The 17,352-nt window shown below is 61.3% G+C and carries 15 protein-coding genes and 2 pseudogenes; 15 read left to right on the top strand and 2 right to left on the bottom strand.

All coding sequences use genetic code 11. The features are described from left to right. Positions 1–11: 11 nt before the first annotated feature. Positions 12–884, top strand: a complete 873-nt coding sequence (locus tag AB1576_02895) for a UTP--glucose-1-phosphate uridylyltransferase (protein ID MEW6080738.1) — start codon at positions 12–14, stop codon at positions 882–884. A gap of 49 nt (positions 885–933) precedes the next feature. On the opposite strand, the gene AB1576_02890 is transcribed toward AB1576_02895, so the two are convergent. Continuing rightward, complete coding sequence (locus AB1576_02890; protein MEW6080737.1) at positions 934–1,218, bottom strand: GNAT family N-acetyltransferase; 285 nt, start codon at positions 1,216–1,218, stop codon at positions 934–936. 334 nt (positions 1,219–1,552) lie between these two features. Between AB1576_02890 and AB1576_02885 the strand changes: the two are divergent. The 8 genes and pseudogenes from AB1576_02885 to AB1576_02850 all read left to right on the top strand — a co-directional run bounded on the left by AB1576_02885 (position 1,553) and on the right by AB1576_02850 (position 8,847). Continuing rightward, positions 1,553–3,094 (top strand): annotated as a pseudogene (locus AB1576_02885) (trimethylamine methyltransferase family protein). 13 nt (positions 3,095–3,107) lie between these two features. Beyond that, positions 3,108–3,954: pseudogene (locus AB1576_02880) on the top strand (SDR family NAD(P)-dependent oxidoreductase). Beyond that, positions 3,951–4,109 (top strand): hypothetical protein, encoded by a 159-nt coding sequence (locus AB1576_02875; protein ID MEW6080736.1) that lies wholly within the window; start codon positions 3,951–3,953, stop codon positions 4,107–4,109. Before AB1576_02880 ends, AB1576_02875 begins: the two are co-directional and overlap by 4 nt. Before the next feature lie 233 nt (positions 4,110–4,342). Continuing rightward, positions 4,343–5,530: a dihydrolipoamide acetyltransferase family protein gene (locus AB1576_02870; protein MEW6080735.1), complete on the top strand. Its 1,188-nt coding sequence runs from the start codon at positions 4,343–4,345 to the stop codon at positions 5,528–5,530. A gap of 18 nt (positions 5,531–5,548) precedes the next feature. Then, positions 5,549–6,916 (top strand): dihydrolipoyl dehydrogenase, encoded by a 1,368-nt coding sequence (lpdA, locus tag AB1576_02865; GenBank protein ID MEW6080734.1) that lies wholly within the window; start codon positions 5,549–5,551, stop codon positions 6,914–6,916. A 26-nt stretch (positions 6,917–6,942) separates the two neighbouring features. Next, a complete protein-coding gene (locus AB1576_02860; GenBank protein ID MEW6080733.1) occupies positions 6,943–7,260 on the top strand; it encodes a (2Fe-2S)-binding protein in 318 nt (105 codons plus the stop codon). Further along, a complete protein-coding gene (locus tag AB1576_02855; GenBank protein MEW6080732.1) occupies positions 7,247–8,347 on the top strand; it encodes an NAD(P)/FAD-dependent oxidoreductase in 1,101 nt (366 codons plus the stop codon). The genes AB1576_02860 and AB1576_02855 overlap by 14 nt, the downstream gene beginning before the upstream one ends. Further along, a complete protein-coding gene (locus AB1576_02850; GenBank protein MEW6080731.1) occupies positions 8,344–8,847 on the top strand; it encodes a 4Fe-4S binding protein in 504 nt (167 codons plus the stop codon). The genes AB1576_02855 and AB1576_02850 overlap by 4 nt, the downstream gene beginning before the upstream one ends. Here AB1576_02850 and AB1576_02845 read toward each other — a convergent pair. Then, positions 8,834–9,601, bottom strand: a complete 768-nt coding sequence (locus AB1576_02845) for a FadR/GntR family transcriptional regulator (protein ID MEW6080730.1) — start codon at positions 9,599–9,601, stop codon at positions 8,834–8,836. The genes AB1576_02850 and AB1576_02845 overlap by 14 nt on opposite strands. Positions 9,602–9,792: 191 nt before the next feature. Between AB1576_02845 and AB1576_02840 the strand changes: the two genes are divergently transcribed. Genes AB1576_02840 through AB1576_02815 form a run of 6 tightly spaced genes read left to right on the top strand, consistent with a single transcriptional unit; the run spans position 9,793 to position 17,338 of the window. Then, positions 9,793–12,147: a glycyl radical protein gene (locus AB1576_02840; protein MEW6080729.1), complete on the top strand. Its 2,355-nt coding sequence runs from the start codon at positions 9,793–9,795 to the stop codon at positions 12,145–12,147. Then, positions 12,144–13,058, top strand: a complete 915-nt coding sequence (locus AB1576_02835) for a glycyl-radical enzyme activating protein (protein MEW6080728.1) — start codon at positions 12,144–12,146, stop codon at positions 13,056–13,058. Before AB1576_02840 ends, AB1576_02835 begins: the two co-directional genes overlap by 4 nt. Before the next feature lie 49 nt (positions 13,059–13,107). After that, complete coding sequence (locus tag AB1576_02830; protein MEW6080727.1) at positions 13,108–14,046, top strand: thiamine pyrophosphate-dependent dehydrogenase E1 component subunit alpha; 939 nt, start codon at positions 13,108–13,110, stop codon at positions 14,044–14,046. Next, positions 14,047–15,027: an alpha-ketoacid dehydrogenase subunit beta gene (locus AB1576_02825; GenBank protein ID MEW6080726.1), complete on the top strand. Its 981-nt coding sequence runs from the start codon at positions 14,047–14,049 to the stop codon at positions 15,025–15,027. A 20-nt stretch (positions 15,028–15,047) separates the two neighbouring features. After that, a complete protein-coding gene (locus AB1576_02820; protein MEW6080725.1) occupies positions 15,048–15,854 on the top strand; it encodes an aspartate/glutamate racemase family protein in 807 nt (268 codons plus the stop codon). After that, the gene (locus AB1576_02815; GenBank protein ID MEW6080724.1) at positions 15,851–17,338 is read left to right on the top strand and encodes an FAD-dependent oxidoreductase; all 1,488 of its coding nucleotides are present in this window, start codon (positions 15,851–15,853) and stop codon (positions 17,336–17,338) included. Before AB1576_02820 ends, AB1576_02815 begins: the two co-directional genes overlap by 4 nt. The last annotated feature ends 14 nt before the right edge of the window (positions 17,339–17,352 follow it).

Below are 17,352 nucleotides of genomic sequence, written 5' to 3'. Positions count from 1 at the left end.
GAGGTAGCGCAATGACAGTGAAAAAGGCAGTTATACCTGCGGCCGGCCTGGGAACGAGGCTTCTTCCCGCCACAACGGTGCTGCCCAAGGAGATGCTCCCCCTCGTGGATACCCCGGTAATCCAGTACGTTGTAAAGGAGTCTCTGGAAGCGGGCCTCGATGATCTTCTCATTGTAACAAGGCGGGGGAAGACTGCCCTGGAGGACCACCTGGATTCTGTGGCTGGAGGTACCGGGCCACTCCAGGGCAGTCCCCGCGGTGTGCTTGGTGAGATGGCTTGCATCCACTTCGTCCGCCAGGCAAGGCCTCTTGGGTTAGGCCACGCTGTGCTTCAAGCCAGGTTCCACGTGGGGCATGAAGCCTTTGCCCTCCTTCTGGGGGACGAGGTATTCCGCTCCCGCGTGCCCTGCATCAGGCAGGTCATGGAAGCCCAGGCGATCCTGGGGGGCAGCGTCCTGGCGGTACAGGAGGTATGTGCTGAGGACACCTGGCGCTATGGGATCGTTGACGCCGTCCAGGTCTCCCCGGGGGTATCCCGGGTGACAGACCTCATAGAGAAGCCCGGGCCCAGCAAGGCTCCCTCGAACCTGGCCATAACAGGCCGCTATGTGCTCGAACCCGAGGTCTTCCATGCCCTTCAAGGCGCTGAGCCTGGAGTGCGGGGAGAAATCGAACTCACCGACGCCCTCAGGTCGATGGTGAGGATGGGTCTTTCCCTCTGGGCCATACAGGTGGATGCCCGTCGCTACGACACAGGAGATCGCTTAGGCCTTCTCAGGGCCACTGTGGAAATGGCCCTGGACCGTGAGGACATAGGCCCCTCCTTCCGCCGGTACCTTGAGGGAATTCGCCTGGCCGGGTCCTCTGACCCCACGCCGGGTTAACGCCATGGTTGCCGTGATACTGACTGCGCCAATCCCAGGCGGCGGGTTATCAAAGCGTCTTTTCGAGAAGAACCCGCCCTTTGCCTGTGAACCCCAGGTTCCTGTAGAGGGCCAGGGCCCTCTGGTTCCACGGGTAGGTCTCAATCTCCAGGGAATAAGCCCTTCCGGCCTCGCTGGTGCCCAGGTGCTCAAAGAAGGCAGAACCGGTGCCCCTGTTCCGCCACTCGGGGACCACATAGAACTCATCTATCCAGAGGACGTCCTTCTGGCGTTCGTTGCTCCAGCAAGGGATGATTAGGGCGTACCCCACCAGTTCCCTATCCTTCTCGAACACAATAGCTCGAACCCTGCACGCCTGTCGCCCGGAGCACCTGGAAGGTCAGGGGCCCTTCTGACCTTGGTGAAGGCTCGCCATCCCGTGGTATTTGAGGCCTTTTCCTGTCAACCGGCTGGGCGCCAAGGCTACACGCCCCTTCCCCAAGGCCCGGGAATCCTACCTGAGTTCCAAGGGTTTCTCTAAGAGCCGTTTCCCTGAGGATAGAACCCTGGGTTTGAAGGACGCTGGAAGGGCCACCAAGAATACCTGCATCAAGGAGGTGAGAGCCACAGGAAATGGCCCTCTGGTCAGGGGACCAGTGACGTGACGGTAACCACTGTCTCCGGATGGGATGGCTGTCTTTGCCAGGCAGGCTTCCCAGAATACGCCACTAGGAGAGGATGCGATGATAACCGGTATGAGGGCGGGCTTTGGGTCCCTGGATGGCATTTCCCTCAACTTCCTCACCGATGACGAGGTGCACCTCATACACTGTGCCACCCTGGAGGTGCTCAACGGTGTGGGAGTGAGGGTGCTGGATAAGGAGGCCCAGGAGATCTACCACGGCGGGGGATGCAGGATCGACACAAAGAGCAGTCTCGTGAAGATCCCGCCATATCTTGTGGAGGACGCAGTGCGGTATGCTCCCAGTGCCATTCTTCTAGCTGGGAGAAAGACGGAGGACGACATCTGGCTGAAGTCTGGGAAGAACGTGGTCTTCACCAATTTCGGGGAAGCCGTGGACATTATCGATGTCTTCACGAGGAAGCGCCGGAGGACAACCAAGAAAGACGTGGCTAACGCCACTCGTATGTGCGATTCCATGGACCAGATATCCGTTTTGGAGAGACCAGTGGGCGCTAATGACGTGCCAGGTGAGGTCCAGCACATACACAATGCCGAGGCCATCTTCCACAACACAACCAAGCATAGCTTCATTGGCTCCGGTAACCCCTATAATGCCCGGAAGATAATCGAACTGGCCTCAGCGATTGCCGGTGGCAGGGACAAGTTCGCTGAAAGGCCCATCTACAGCGCCACAATATGCCCTAACAGCCCCTTGATACTTAACCCCGATGTGACCGGGGTGATCATCGAGGCTTCCCGGGCGGGCGCCCCCTGCCTCTTCATAGACATGTGCATGACGGGAGCCACTGCCCCGGTGACCCTGGCGGGAGGCATCGTGATCCAGAACGCGGAGCTCCTCTCCAGCATAGTGCTGGCCCAGCTGGCCCGCAAGGGGCACCCCGTGATCTATGGCTCGTCATCCTTGGCCTTCGACCTGCGGCATACCACCTCACCGGTGGGAAGCGCCCAGCTGGCACTGTTTAGCGCCGCCACTGCGAGGATGGCACAATACTATAACCTGCCCAGCTGGGCCGCGGGCGGGTAGGCTGACAGCCACATTCCTGATGCCCAGGCAACTCACGAGACGACCCTCACAGGCCTAGTGGCTGCCCTCGCGGGTGTAAACATCGTCTACGGCCTGGGAATGTTGGGCCAGGGCATCACCTTCGACTACGCCAAGCTGGTAATGGATAACGAGATAGCTCGCATGATCAAGGAAGTCGTCACAGGGATCACTGTGAATGAGGAGACTCTGGCTCTAGAGGTCATCAGGCAGGTAGGCGCCGCTGGTGAGTTCGTGAGTCATGAGCACACCTACAAGAACTTCCGGAAAGAGCTATCCATGAACAAGCTGATTAACCGGCAGAACCGCGAGTCCTGGCTGGCGGAAGGCGGGAAGGACTTCACGGAGAGGGCCTATGAAGAGGCCGAGCGCATCTACAAGACCTACCAGGTCGAGCCCATAGAGCCTGGCGTTGCCCAGAGTATGAGGGGGATCGTCAACGAGGCTGAAGCCCACTACGGGGTCAGGCTAAGCACGGAGTAGATTAAGAGGCCCGATGGGTCTTGTACCTGCCCCCCGGGATGACAGGGGGGCGATTCTCTGTCCTCAGGAGACCCTGTGGCAAGGCCCTGGACGGGAGCCCCCGGAGGGCCCGGGCGCCGTCCGGAGAATCTCCGGGCAGTCAGGGGGAGTGCCACATCCTTACCACCCACAGGCACTCCCTGGGATGGTTTTGCGTGAGGTTCCGTGGAAACACGCTTTATTGGAGGGACTGGACACAGGCGGGAACACCGCCCCGGGGCTTGTCGCATGGCGAGGGAGTCCAGGGGCGGAGAAGGGGAAAGAAGACTTGTCCAGGGTGCTTCTGGTAACGGGGGCCTCCAAGGGCCTGGGCCAAGCCATCGCCGGTGTCCTGGCCCAGCCCGGGACCATGGTAATCATGCACTACTGTCGAGATGAAGCAGGGGCTGGAGTTACCAAGGCCATGGTAAAGGAGAGGGGAGGGGATGCCCTGGTGCTCCAGGCCGATCTCACCGAAGCGGCGGAGGCGGCGCATCTAGTGGAGGAAGCAAAAAAGGGCTGGGACCCTGGAGGTACTGGTGAACAACGCGGGCATAGTCCTAAGAAAGCCATTCCTGGAGACCACCGGCGAGGACCTGGAGGAGACCCTGGCGACCAACGTGAAGGCCGTGTTCTGCCTGAGCAGGGAAGCAGCAAAGGGAATGTCCAGGCGAGGCAGGGGTTGCATCATCAACGCCAGTTCCATCTCCGGGTCCCTTGGTTTCGAGAACCGCTCCGCATACTGCGCTTCAAAGGGCGCGGTCAACCTCTTGACCCGGGCCATGGCCTTTGAACTCGGACCCATGGGTATCCGTGTAAACGCGGTAGCACCTGAGTCATGAATACTGGCCAAGTGGTGGGCAATTTAACCAAAGCCGGCATGCTGGAGGAGACCTCACGCTACATACCCGCCAGGAGGTTGGGGATGACTACCGAGGTGGCCCAGGCCGTGGGCTTCCTCGCCTCGGATGAGGCCTCCCACATCCTAGTAGCGTAATGGTAGTAGACGGGGGGGGTACTGCCAGGCAGGCTTTCCCCCTCAAATGACCTTTACCTGCCATTAGAGGCCCGCCCTGAGACTTGGAGGCAGGCACAAAGAAGCCGGGGCCGGGCCATTGTGTTCCCGAACTGGCTGGGCCAGGAGGAAAACGGCGGGCTGCGGCGAAGGATGGTAAGACCACGGAATGACCAGTGGTAAGAATCCGATGCGCGGCGATGGGAGGGTCAGGCTTGATTAAGAACGTGGTAATGCCACAGCTGGGACTCACCATGTCAAAAGGGAAGATCGCGAAGTGGCTGTTAGAGGAGGGGGACACTGTCGAGAAGGGCGCCCCCCTTCTAGTGGTAGAGACGGAGAAGGTCACCATTGAGATCGAGGTGCCGGTGTCTGGCGTGCTGGGCAGGGTGGTGTTCCCTGCGGGCGAGACGGTCCCGGTGGGTACCACCATCGCCGTTATTGCCACTGAGGGGGAAGACCTCTCCAACCTGGACCTGCCACCCGTTCCTGGCGGGAAGAAGGCCCCGGAGCCCGGGCCGGTGACCCCTGGGCTCCCCGCGGCGAAGGTTGTGAGGGAAGAGATCAAGGCATCGCCCCTTGCCAGGAGGATCGCGGATGAGATGGGGGTAGACCTCAGCAGGGTCCAGGGTACGGGACCTGGCGGCCGGATAACAAAGGAGGACGTTATCAGGGCAAGACAAGGCGAGGAGACAGTTCAGCCAGTAAAGGCGTTCCCCGAAAGCGGCTATGAGGTGATCGAAATGACGGCAGCGCGCCGGGTTACCGCGGAAAGGCTGGCGGAGAGTTTCCGTTCGGCTCCCCACTACTACGTTGAGATGGAAGTGGAGGCCACACACACGCTGCAGCTGAGGGAGGACCTCAAGACCAGCGCTGGCGCGGTCAGGATCAGCATCACCGACGTGATTGTCATGGCCTGCTCCAAGGCCCTGTGCGCCCACAGGGAGGTGAACTCTACCATCGAGGACGGGGAGATCCGCGTGTACCAGCACGCCAACGTGGGCCTGGCTGTGGATACGGAACGAGGACTCCTGGTTCCCGTGGTACACAAGGCCGAGACCATGTCCCTTAGGGAGATAGCCGCCTTCAGCCGGGACTTGGTGGAGAGGGCTCGAGAAGGCCGTCTCATGCCTGATGACTTTGCGGGCGGAACCTTCACCGTATCGAACATGGGAATGCTGGGGGTCGATGCCTTCACGGCTGTGCTCAACCCTCCCCAGAGCGCCATCCTGGCGGTGGGTCGTGTGGCCCAGGTTGCCAGGCCAGCGCCGGAAGGGGTGCGGTTCGTCCCGGCAATGAGGCTTACCCTAAGTGCGGATCACAGGAGCGTGGATGGAGCCACAGCAGCCCGGTTCCTCCGCACTGTCAAGGGCTTCTTGGAGAATCCCGCTTTGATGCTCTAGCGAAAAGGAGTGAACTCCTTGGACACAGGCGTAGTGGTACTTGGGGGTGGACCCGGAGGATACAGCGCGGCCCTGAGGGCCAGGGCCTTGGGCGCCAGTGTCTGCCTGGTGGAAGAGAGGGACATCGGCGGGACCTGCCTCAACAGGGGCTGTATTCCCACCAAGGCCATGCTGGAGAGCGCTCACGTCCTGGACATCGCCAGGACCGCCCAGGCTTACGGTGTGAAAAACCAGGGTGTTGCCCCGGACTTCCCGAAGATGGTGGCCAGGAAGAATGATGTGGTGTCGTCCCTAAAGGCTGGAGTGGAGAGGCTCCTGGAGGAAAAGGGCGTTGTGCTTGTGCGGGGCAGGGGAGCCCTGGAGCCAGGGCGAGCCATAGTGGCTGTGGAAATGGGCCAGGGGACAGATACCATCAGCTATACCTCGCTCATTATAGCCACAGGCTCCGAGCCAATGGTGCCACCTGTGGAAGGGGTAAATCTCCCCGGGGTATACACTAGCGATAATATCCTGGACCTGGAGGAGATCCCGGAGAGCATCGTGGTAGTGGGGGGCGGGGCGGTAGGGCTGGAGTATGCGGGGCTCTTCGCGGCCCTGGGCTCAAGGGTTACCGTAGTGGAACTTGTGGAACACCTCCTGCCCCTGGAGGACAAAGAGGTGGGGGATGCCACTGCCTTCCTGCTAGGACGACAGGGGGTAGAGGTCCGCACGAAAACCCAGCTCCTGAGCATCAAGACAGGGGCAAAGGGCCTTGCTGTCGAGCTAGGGGGGACCGGGGGCAGTGAGGTGCTGCACGCCCGGAGCGTCCTCCTGGCGGTGGGCAGGCGGCCGAGGCCTCCCCAGGGCATACCCACCCACAACAAGGGTTTTTTGAAGGTGGATGCGAGCATGCGCACGGAGCGCCCTGGCGCCTTTGCCGTCGGGGATGTGGCGGGCAACTACATGCTGGCCCACGTCGCCATGGAGGAGGGCCAGGTTGCTGCGGAGAACGCGCTGGGCCTTCCCAGCCGCATGAACTACAGGGCAGTGCCCAGGTGTGTGTTCCTTCACCCCGAGGTGGCTTGTGTAGGCCTGACTGAGGAAGCGGCTGCCAAGGGCAGGGACATATCCGTCGCCCGCTTCCCTCTGAGCAGGAACGGCAGGGCAATGACCATGGGATTGCCCGACGGGTTCATCAAGGTCATCTGCGAGGCCAGGACCGGCGAGATCCTGGGGGTCCACATGGTTGGGCCTGCGGTCACCGAGATGGTGGCCGGAGTGACTGCCGCGATTTCCCTGGAGGCTACCTACGAGGAAATGGCCACCCTTATCCACCCGCATCCTACAGTCTCCGAATCCGTGAAGGAGTGCATGGGGCTTTTCAACGGGAAGGCCATTCACTGTTGATGTTGATAAGGAGGCGCCGAGCCGAATTGAGAGTCTCTCAACACCCTATCCTCGAAGTCAAGAAGGGCAAACCCATAACCATCAGGTGGGACGGCCGTGAGATCCCGGCCCTAGAGGGGGAGCCTGTGGCAGCCGCCCTCATGGCCGCTGGATTCCTTGCGCTTCGCAAGACTGCCCTCCGGGGGGAGCCAAGAGGTGTTTTCTGCGCTATTGGCAGGTGTACTGACTGTGTGATGATAGTTGACGGGGTTTCTAACGTTAGGACCTGTGTCACCCCGGCCAGGGACGGCATGGATGTGAGAACCCAAATGGGGCTGGAGAAATGCGGTGATGACCATGCGTGAAGTCCAGATCGCCGTAGTGGGAGCAGGGCCGGCAGGCCTGGCGGCATCTGTCGAAGCTGCCCGCAAGGGTGCCCAGGTGCTGGTCATGGATGAGCAGTTGGAACCCGGCGGGCAGCTCTATAAGCAGATTCACAAGTTCTTCGGCTCGCGGGAGCACCTGGCTGGTGTCCGGGGCTTCGACATCGGCAGGCAGATGCTGGCCGAGGCCCAAGGGCTTGGGGTGGAAATCCTCCTGGACACGGTGGTACAGGGCATCTGTGACGGCAACACGCTCTTCGCGGTGACCAGAGGGGAGCCCCTGCTGGTCATGGCCCAGCGGGCCATTGTGGCTACCGGGGCAAACGAGAACAACCTCTACTTCCCCGGGTGGACTCTCCCCGGCGTGATGGGGGCTGGCGCTGCCCAGACCATGATGAACGTCCACATGGTCCTTCCGGGAAAGAGGATGCTTATGGTAGGTTCCGGAAATGTCGGGCTCATCGTTGCTTACCAGGCGCTCCTGGCGGGCGGTGAGGTCAAGATGCTGATAGAGGCCGCACCTCGCATCGGGGGTTACGGGGTCCACGCCGCCAAGCTGGCCAGGGCGGGGGTGCCCATCAGGACATCCCACACGATCCTGGGGGCCTGGGGTGATAGGCAGGTGGAGGGAGCCACCGTTGCCCAGGTGGACAAGGACTGGAAGCCTGTGCCCGGAACAGAGGTGGACCTGGAGGTCGATGTCATCTGTGTTGCAGTGGGACTGAGACCCTTGATAGAGGTTGCCCTCATGGCGGGCTCCCGGGCTGCGTGGTTTCCCGCTCTGGGAGGGCACTTCCCTGCCCACAACGAGAGGATGGAGACAAGCGTGCCCGGGGTCTTCGTGGCGGGAGACGTAGCCGGGGTGGAAGAGGCATCCACTGCTATGGAGGAAGGACGCCTGGCAGGTCTCAGCGCCGCCTGGTCCCTGGGCTTGATCAGCGATGACTGCTACCACGCTGAGGCCAGGGACATCCAGGGGCGCCTTGAGGCCCTGCGGAGCGGGCCCTTTGGAGCGGCCCGCAGGCAGGCGAAGGCAGCCATCCTAGAGGGAGAGGGGATCTTGGCATGACAAAGGGGCAAGCCTTTGACGGGGTGGCATCCTGGGAGGAGCTGGAGGCTTCTCCGGGTTACCCTCCGGGTGGCAAAGTCCCCGGCAGGAGGGTCGCGGTGATCGAGTGCGTCCAGGAAATCCCCTGCAATCCTTGTGAAACCGCCTGCAAGCAGGGAGCCATAACCGTAGGCACCCCCATAACCTCCCTGCCTTCCTTGGATGTGGACAAGTGCACGGGATGCGGCCTGTGCGTTGCCAAGTGCCCGGGCCTTGCCATCTTCGTAGTGGATCTGACAGGGGAAGACGGAAAAGGGGCAGTAGTGGAGTTCCCCTACGAGTACCAGCCCCTTCCCGAGGTGGGGGAAGGTGTCTTTGTAGTGAACCGCCAGGGCGAGGTGATAGGAGAAGGGATAGTAAAGAAGTCTGTGAGGCCCAAGGCATATGATAAGACCGGAGTAGTGGGTGTGGAGGTCTCGCCCTCCCTGGCCGCCGAGGCAAGGAGCATCAAGAGACGGTGACGCCTCCGCTGCCATCGCCCTCGGTTAGGGTTTCCTCCTCGATGATCTTGGTCAGGTCTTGGTCCACGCTAAAGAAGTGATCCTTCATCATCTCTTCGGCCAAGTCTGGGTCTCCCGCGGCTATTGCTTCGTAGATGTCTAGGTGCTGGCGCACGTACAGCCCGGCTCTCCCGGGGTCTGAAACGAGCTTCTTCCGGCTGGGCCCGTAGCAGTCCCGCATCAATCCCGAGATCATGGTCATGACATCAGTTATCAGCGGGTTTCGCGTAGAGGCCGCAATGGCCAGGTGGAAGGCGACGTCCGAATCGTCATTGGGCATCTTGGATTCGATATCGTGCTTCATGGTGAGATTGAGCTCACGCAGCCGGAGCAGGTCGATGTCGGTTGCCCTTTCCGCCGCAAGGCGAACCATCTGTATCTCAAGGATCTTCCTGAGCTCCAGGAGGTGAAACACGTTATCGCGCTCCCGCACGATACTGAGGGCCAGGGGTTCCACCAGGTCCTCCATGTTGGTCTCGCTGATCTTGGCGCCGTTCCGGGTGATCTCCACGAGGCCAATGGACTCCAGGGCTGTCAGGGCTTCCCTGAGGGTCGGCCGGCTCACCTGCAGCTTCTCCGCCAGCTGGCGTTCGGGCAGCAGGTGATCGCCGGGGGAGAGCTGCCCCTCTCGTATGAGCTTGCGAATCTCCTCAACTATGACCCGGTAGCTTCTGATGTGCTTTCTCTTGCTCTTCAGGTCCGATATCTCAACCATGGGTTCCCCTGCCTCTTGGGAAGTGTGGTCAGACCGCGGCAAGACTTCGCCCTTTATTCTCGTTAATCCTCTTTCCCATTTCAGATTTTTGCGGCCAAGACAAAAAGGAATCTGCGCAATTACGTAGAACCTTACCATGGTCAGACCAACGTCTTTACCAAGGTCAACCATAACTGGAGGGGGGTTCCCCAGTGCTGACGGATAGGGTTAAGGCCTTGCGGGATCACGTGATATCTGCCAGGCCCGAGGTGTTTGCCGAGAGGGCGCTCTTGGTGACGGAGGCATACATGGCCACGGAGGGCCAGCCAGCTGCCACCAGGAGAGCAGCAGCACTGGATAGCGTGCTCAGGAAGGGCAGCATCCTCATAAGAGATGGGGAGCTGATCGTCGGGTGCAAGACACCCTCTCCCAAGGGCTCGCCGCTTTACCCCGAGTTCAACTCCAAGTGGATCGAGGATGAGCTGGACACCTTGGCCTCCAGGGCCGAAACGCCCTTCTACGTCTCCCCTGAGACCAAAAAAGAGTTGCGAGAAAAGGTTCTCCCCTACTGGAGGGGTCGCACGGTTTACGACGCCATCGTCGAGGCAACCCCCCCTAGAGCCCTGGAGGGCGTTGACGAGGCGCTCTTCTTCCACTACTACCTCAACCGGAGCATCGGCCACCTGACCGTGGACTACGGGAAGGTCCTGCGCCTGGGCATGAGCGGCATAAGACGGCAGGTTTCAGAGGCCATTGGGGCCCTGGACTACGGTGCCTGGGACGTCTTGGACAAGAAGGCCTTCTACGAGGCTTTGCTGGTCGTGGCTGATGCCTCAGTGGCCTTCGCCCACAGGTATGCAAGCCTTGCTGAGGAAGTAGCAGGCAGCTGCCGAGACCCCCGGCGCAGGGATGAACTGCTGTCTATAGCCCGGGTGTGCCGCAGGGTACCCCAGTACCCTGCCGAGACATTTCACGAGGCCCTGCAATCCTTCTGGTTTGTCCACCTAATTCTGAACCTGGAGAGCAACTCCTACGCCATTTCCCCGGGACGTTTCTGCCAGTACATCAATCCCTACCTTCAGGATGACCTGGAGAAGGGGAACCTGGACCGTCCAGGGGCACAGGAGCTCCTCAACTGCCTGTGGGTAAAGATCAACGAGCTCACAGTGGTGAAGGAGAGCGGCACCGCCAAGGCTAGCAACACCTATGTGGATTTCCAGAACCTTAACATCGGGGGTCTCCGGGCCGACGGGAGTGACGGGACCAATGACGTATCCTTCATGTGCCTTGAAGCCCTGGCGGACCTGAGGCTCCCTCAGCCGCAGCTCTCGGCCCTCATCAGCCGGCAGACCGGTCATGACTTCCTCCTCAGGACGGCCGAGGTCGTTCGCATGGGCACGGGAATGCCAGCGGTGTTCAATGAAGACGAGCGGGTGGTGAGCCTGCTGGATAAGGGCAAGACCCTGGAGGATGCCAGGACCGGCGGGATCAATGGCTGTGTGGAGCCGGTAGCCCAGGGTTGCGACCACATGGCCTCCTCCGGCTACATAAACCTGGCCAAGTGCCTGGAACTGGCCTTGAATGACGGTGTAAGCATGACGACGGGGAAGAGGCTGGGGCCGCCCACCGGTACCCCGTCCTCCCTAGATGACATGGAGGCCCTTTGGACTGCCCTGGAAAGCCAGGTCCAGCATGTTGTGGGTCTCAAGCACATCTACGACGAGGTTTCTAGGGCTGCCTTTGCCCGTCACTGCCCGGTGGTCTTCACATCCCTTGTCATGGAGGGCTGCATCAAGAAGGGTAGGGACTTCCATCAAGGAGGCTGCAAGTATAACCTGCCCATGATGTGCGGGGTGGGAACGGGTACGGTGACAGATGCCATGGCAGCGCTCCAGTGGGTTGTCTTCGAGCAGCGCAGGATCACCCTCAAGGAGTTGGTCCCGGTGCTAGAGTCCAACTTCCAGGGGCATGAGGAAGTCCGGGATCTCCTCTGGAACAGGGCACCCAAGTTCGGAAATGGTATAGAAAGGGTGGATCTCCTCGCGGCCAGGCTGGTCGCCATGTTCTGCCGGGCGCTGTCAGCCCTGCAAAACCAGGAGGGTACGCCCTACGCTGCCAACATGATACCCACAACAACACACATTCCCTTTGGGGCTGGGACCGCCGCCACGCCCGATGGCAGGCTATGCGGAGACCCCCTCTCAGAAGGCATATCGCCGGTCCAAGGCAAGGACACCTCGGGCCCTACGGCGGTCCTCAGATCCCTGGGGAGGATTGACCACGCCAGGTGCGCAGGCACCCTGGTAAACATGAAGTTCACTCCCGGCACCCTCAAGGGTGAGGAGGGGTTGAGGAAGTTCGCCGACCTCATCCGGACCTACTTTGACCTGGGGGGGCACCACCTCCAGTTCAACGTGGTTTCCCGGGAGACACTGCTGGAGGCTCAGAAGAACCCAGGAGCCCACAGATCCCTCATAGTCCGGGTGGCGGGCTACAGCGACTACTTCGCCAGCCTTAGCAGGGAAGTGCAGGACGAGATCATCTCCAGGACCGGGCACGAGGTATGAGTGTAGCCGGGGGATCAGGACTGATCTTTGACATCAAGCGCTATGCCATACACGATGGCCCAGGGATCAGGACCACCGTGTTCTTAAAGGGGTGTCCCCTGGAGTGCATCTGGTGTGACAACCCCGAATCCCAGCGCTTTGAGCCCGAAGTGGCCTTATTCAGTGGTGAATGCATCCTATGCGGGCGCTGTGTTACCGCTTGCCCCAGCGGGGCTGTGTCCTTCAGGAAGGGGAGGCGGTTTCTTGACAGGTCCAGGTGTCGAGGGTGCGGTGAATGCGCCAGGGAATGTCCCCGGGGTGGAGTGAGACTCATGGGGAGGCGCGTCGAGCCTGAGGAGCTATTCAAGGAAATCGTAGTTGACAGGCCCTTTTGGGACAGGTCCGGTGGAGGAGTCACCCTCTCAGGGGGTGAGCCCCTGGCCCAGCCGGAGTTCTCCAGAGCCTTCCTTGAGGTGTGCCGCCGCGCTCGGGTACACACGGCCATAGAGACATCAGGGTATGCCCCTCAGGAACACCTCCGGCATGTGGCCACCGGAGCGGACCTAGTCATCTATGACCTCAAGGCAGTAGATGACGAACTTCACCACAGGCTCACAGGCAGGCGGAACAGGCTGGTGAGGGACAACCTTCTTGCCCTGCTGGCAACCAGCGTTGAGGTGCTGGTACGGGTGCCCCTGGTGCCAGGGTGCAACGACAGCACTGCAGATCTCGAGGCCCTCGGTGCCTTCCTGGAGGACGCCCGCCCTGGTATCAGTGTGGAACCCCTGGCCTATCACCGGTTGGGGGAGGCCAAGTATCCCAGGCTCGGCAGGGAGTATGCCCTGGAGGGCATGGCCACTCCAGGTGAAGACTTCCTGGCGAGGGCTCGAAGGGTCCTGGAGGCCTACAGGGTGACAGTAATCACCGATTAGCGGCAGAGAGACGGAGGTGACCACAGTGGATAAGGAAAAATGCCTCGAAATGCTCAGGAGCATGCTCCGGATACGGCGCTTCGAGGAGAAGGCCATTGAGGTCTTCAGCGAAGGCCTGATGGGGGGCGTGCTCCACACCTATATCGGCGAGGAAGCGGTGGCCGTGGGGGTGTGCTCCAACCTGAGGGTGGATGACTATGTGGCCGGCACACACCGCGGGCACGGGCACTGCCTGGCGAAGGGGGCGCCCTCTGACAGGATGCTGGCGGAACTCATGGGGCGCAAGACAGGATTGAACAAGGGCAAGGGCGGTTCCATGCACACCATCGACTTCTCCAAGGGTATCCTGGGGTCCAACGGCATCGTCGGGTCTGGGATCCCCATCGTGGTGGGGGCGGCACTGTCAGCCAAGATGAGAGGCACAGACCAGGTGGCAGTGGCCTTCTTCGGGGATGGCGCCACAAACAGGGGGTCGTTTCACGAGGGCCTGAACCTGGCCGCCTTGTGGGATCTCCCGGCCATATTCGTGTGCGAGGACAACAAGTGGGCCATTTCCGTGCCCAAGCGGCGGTCCACGAAGCTGGAAGACCTCAGTGTGCGTGCTTCATCCTACGGCATGCCTGGGGTTAGCGTTGACGGCAGCGACATCCTGGCGGTGCACCAAGCCGCGGCCGCGGTCGTGGCCAGGGCACGCCGGGGAGAAGGGCCTACCCTGCTGGTTTGCGATACGCCCAGGGCTCGCGGGCATGAGGAGGGAGACCCGCAGGACTACAGGCCCAAGGACGACCTTGAGGCAGCCAAGCGCCGGGACCCCATAGAGGGGCTCAAGACCTACATGCTGGGGGCCGGCATGCTTACCGGCGATGAGTTCGAGGCCGTGGACAAAGCCATAGTCCAGGAGATCATGGAGGCTGAGAGGTTTGCCCGGCAAAGTCCCTTCCCTCGGCCAGAGGAAGCACTCGACGACCTGTTCGCGGAGGTGCACTAGATGAGAGAGATCAACTACCAGCAGGCCTTGAACGAGGCGCTCAAAGAGGAAATGGCCAGGGACGAGCGGGTTTTCGTCCTGGGAGAGGACATTGGACTCATAGGCGGCAACTTTGGGATCACCCGGGGGCTCCTTGAGGAGTTTGGTTCCGAAAGGGTACTGGACACCCCCATATCCGAGGATGGATTTGTGGGGGCTTCCCTGGGGGCCGCCATCACGGGGATGCGCCCGGTGGCAGAGGTCATGTTCTCCTCTTTCATGGGCTGCTGCATGGAACAGATATGGAACCAGATATCCAAGATCCGCTACATGAGCGGCGGGCAGGTAGAGGTCCCCCTGGTCATCAGGACTGTCAATGCCCTGGGGCGTTCCACCGCCGCGCAGCACAATGAAAGACCCGAGGCCATGTTCATGCACATCCCGGGCCTGAAGATCGTCACCCCAGCAACACCCTACGATGCCAAAGGCCTCCTGAAGGCCTCCATAAGAGACCCGAACCCGGTCATCTTCTTTGAACAGTGTTTCCTGTACTTCACCGCAAAGGGGCATGTACCTGAGGAAGACTACATCGTCCCCCTGGGCAAGGCCGATGTCAAGCGCCGCGGAACCGATGTGACCATAGTGAGCTACTCAGCAATGGTGTACAAGGCACTGGAGGCCGCGGAGTTGCTCTCCGCCAGGGGCGTGGAGGCAGAGGTGGTTGACCTGAGGACCCTGTCACCCCTGGACAGGGAGACACTGCTGGAATCCGTCAAGGCCACCGGCAAGGTTGTGATAGCGGAGGACGACTGCAAGTTTGGAGGCGTCGGCGCGGAAGTCACTGCCATCATCATGGAAGAGGCCTTCGACTACCTTGACGCCCCGGTGCTGAGGGTGGCCACCAGGGATGTGCCCACCCCTTTCAGCAAACCCCTGGAGAACCACATTATGCCCACGGTGGATGACATCGTGGCTGCCTGCGGCAAGGTTGCCGGGGCCTAGACCTGGGGAGGCGCATTCAGGTGAGAATTCTCTGGCAGAACAACACCAGCGAAAACATTCCAGGATTTCGGGCCTTCAGCCCCTTCTGGGGATTTCTCCAGCAGGAACTGGACAAGGTAGCCAGGCCTGGGACGCAGGTCGAGGTCCGGCACCTAGGGCATTCCACCAACTACGTGAGGTCCAGGTACGGGGACTTCGTGAACAACTCATGCCTGGTGGAGCAGGTGCTGGATGCGGAGGAACAGGGCTATGACGGTGTGATACTCGGGTGCTTCCCTGACCCCCAGCTCTATGCCTTGAGGGAGGTCATGAACATCCCCGTAGTTGGGATCGGGGAGGCAGCCATGTTGACAGCGCTGGCCCTGGGATACCGGTTCGCTGTGGTAACCGTGGACGATGCGATCGTGCCCAACATGGACATGCAGGTGAGGCTGTACGGGCTTGAGGACAGGGCCATCTACCGCCCTGTACGCGCGGTGAGGCCGCCCTTTACCCGGGAGCACTACCTGAAGGGTATGACAGACCCCCATGGTGTGCTGGTGCCGGCCTTCTTCGAGACCGCCAGGGAGTGTGTCAGGGACGGAGCCGAGGTGATCCTCATCGGGTGTGGCTACATGGGTTTCATCCTCACCTCCAACAGCATCACTCGAATGGATGGCGAGGTCCCTCTGGTCAATCCTGGAGCTTGCGCCGTCAAGCTCATTGAGGGTCTCGTGGATCTTGAGTCTTCCGTTGGTCTTAGAAAGAGCACTGCAGGATACTTCAAGCCCCCCGGCGAGGGCTTGGTGAAGGCCATCCGTGCGGCTGCCAGGGAGGATCGCTCATGAGGGAGCGGGAGGAAGGGGGCACCCTGGTGTGCCGCTGTGAAGAGGTTCTTGAGGCTGAGGTTCTCGAAGCCATCTCTTCAGGGGCCGCCAGCGTTCCCTGGGTCAAGAGACTGACAAGGGCCGGGATGGGAGTCTGCCAGGGGAAGGTATGCGGGGGGACGGTGCAGCGCCTCCTGGCGAAGCACTCGGGCGTCCATCCAATGCTTCTCTTCCCCGACAGCCCTCGCCCGCCCCTGAGGCCCGTTACTGTGGAGACCCTTGCACGGTTTCCGCAGATTGATGCCCCTTGTCCTGCGCCCCCGGCTCCGCCTCAGTCACAGGCGCCCCGGGACGGGGTCACCTGGAGCCAGCGCGAGGTGGATTTCCTCGTAATCGGTGCCGGGTCCACCGGTTGCTCCGTGGCCTACCACCTAGCCAGGCGGGGCAAATCTGTCCTGGTGGTAGACCAGGCGGAGGTGGCTCAGGAGGGATCCGGGCGCAACCTGGGGGGAATCCGGCAGCTGGGACGCCATCCCTCGGAGGTGCCCATAGCCAGGGAGAGCCTGCGCATGTGGGCCCAGATCCAGGACCGCCACGATATTGAGATGAGACACATGGGATACCTCTGGGTGGCCCTTTCGGAGATGGAGATGAGCCTCCAGGAGAAGGCTCACAGGCTCCAGGTGGATATGGGGGTAAGATCCGAACTATTATCCGGGGCCCTGTTAAGGCGGACCTTCCCGGCTCTCTCAGAAAGGAGCCTGCAAGGGCTTCACTGCCCGGATGATGCCCAGGCCAATCCCATCAAGGCCACCCGGGCGCTGGCCGCTATGGCGGTGGAGGCGGGAGCCGAAATCCGGGAACACACGCCGGTCTACGGCTTCCTCGCGTCCGGGGGGGAGATCCAGGGCGCCGAGACCAACCGCGGGAGGGTCACAGCCAAGAAGGTGATACTGGCTGCTGGGCCCTGGGCAAAGCCCATGGCCCAGTGGGTGGGGCTGGACCTCCCCCTCACTGCGGTGCCCAACCAGATAATGGTGACCGAGCCCATTGGGTACATGGTGCGGCCCTTGGTCCTTACCGGGCTGGCTGTGTGCCTCCAGGGGGCCCGCGGCAATGCCTACATCGGCAACGTGGATCCCCCCGGTGTATCTGGCTTCGGTAAAGAAACGGTACTGAAAGAGATGTTCCGGTCCGCCAAGAACATCCTGGAGGTATTGCCGGGCCTGGCCAAGGTAAGGGTAATACGCAGTTGGGCAGGGGTGCTCGATCTCACCCCTGACGACATCCCCATCATTGGGGAACCCGAGGAGGCGCCTGGGCTGTTCCTGGCAACGGGCTTTGCCGGTCATGGATTTGCCATATCTCCCATGATTGGCCAGCTTATTGCCCAGGCCTTGATGGGTGAGAGGCCCTCCCTGCCCATGGATGACTTCGACCCGGGCCGCTTCAGAAGCGGAGCCGCCCGCCCCATTCAACACTTCACCCACCAGCACAGGAACTAGCGCATTTAACCGGC

Source organism: Bacillota bacterium (genome assembly GCA_040754315.1).
GTDB lineage: Bacteria > Bacillota > Sulfobacillia > DUSP01 > JBFMCS01 > JBFMCS01.
Note: the sequence above shows the minus strand (reverse complement) of the source record. Positions and strands in the feature narration are given on the sequence as shown.

What these genes read in the sequence shown, in the direction of transcription:
- AB1576_02855 (MEW6080732.1), top strand. Translation starts at nt 7,247, where the DNA reads ATGACCATGCGTGAAGTCCAGATCGCCGTAGTGGGAGCAGGGCCGGCA.
- AB1576_02815 (MEW6080724.1), top strand. Translation starts at nt 15,851, where the DNA reads ATGAGGGAGCGGGAGGAAGGGGGCACCCTGGTGTGCCGCTGTGAAGAG.
- AB1576_02850 (MEW6080731.1), top strand. Translation starts at nt 8,344, where the DNA reads ATGACAAAGGGGCAAGCCTTTGACGGGGTGGCATCCTGGGAGGAGCTG.
- AB1576_02835 (MEW6080728.1), top strand. Translation starts at nt 12,144, where the DNA reads ATGAGTGTAGCCGGGGGATCAGGACTGATCTTTGACATCAAGCGCTAT.
- AB1576_02875 (MEW6080736.1), top strand. Translation starts at nt 3,951, where the DNA reads ATGAATACTGGCCAAGTGGTGGGCAATTTAACCAAAGCCGGCATGCTG.
- AB1576_02845 (MEW6080730.1), bottom strand. Translation starts at nt 9,601, where the DNA reads ATGGTTGAGATATCGGACCTGAAGAGCAAGAGAAAGCACATCAGAAGC.
- AB1576_02895 (MEW6080738.1), top strand. Translation starts at nt 12, where the DNA reads ATGACAGTGAAAAAGGCAGTTATACCTGCGGCCGGCCTGGGAACGAGG.
- AB1576_02830 (MEW6080727.1), top strand. Translation starts at nt 13,108, where the DNA reads ATGCTCAGGAGCATGCTCCGGATACGGCGCTTCGAGGAGAAGGCCATT.
- AB1576_02825 (MEW6080726.1), top strand. Translation starts at nt 14,047, where the DNA reads ATGAGAGAGATCAACTACCAGCAGGCCTTGAACGAGGCGCTCAAAGAG.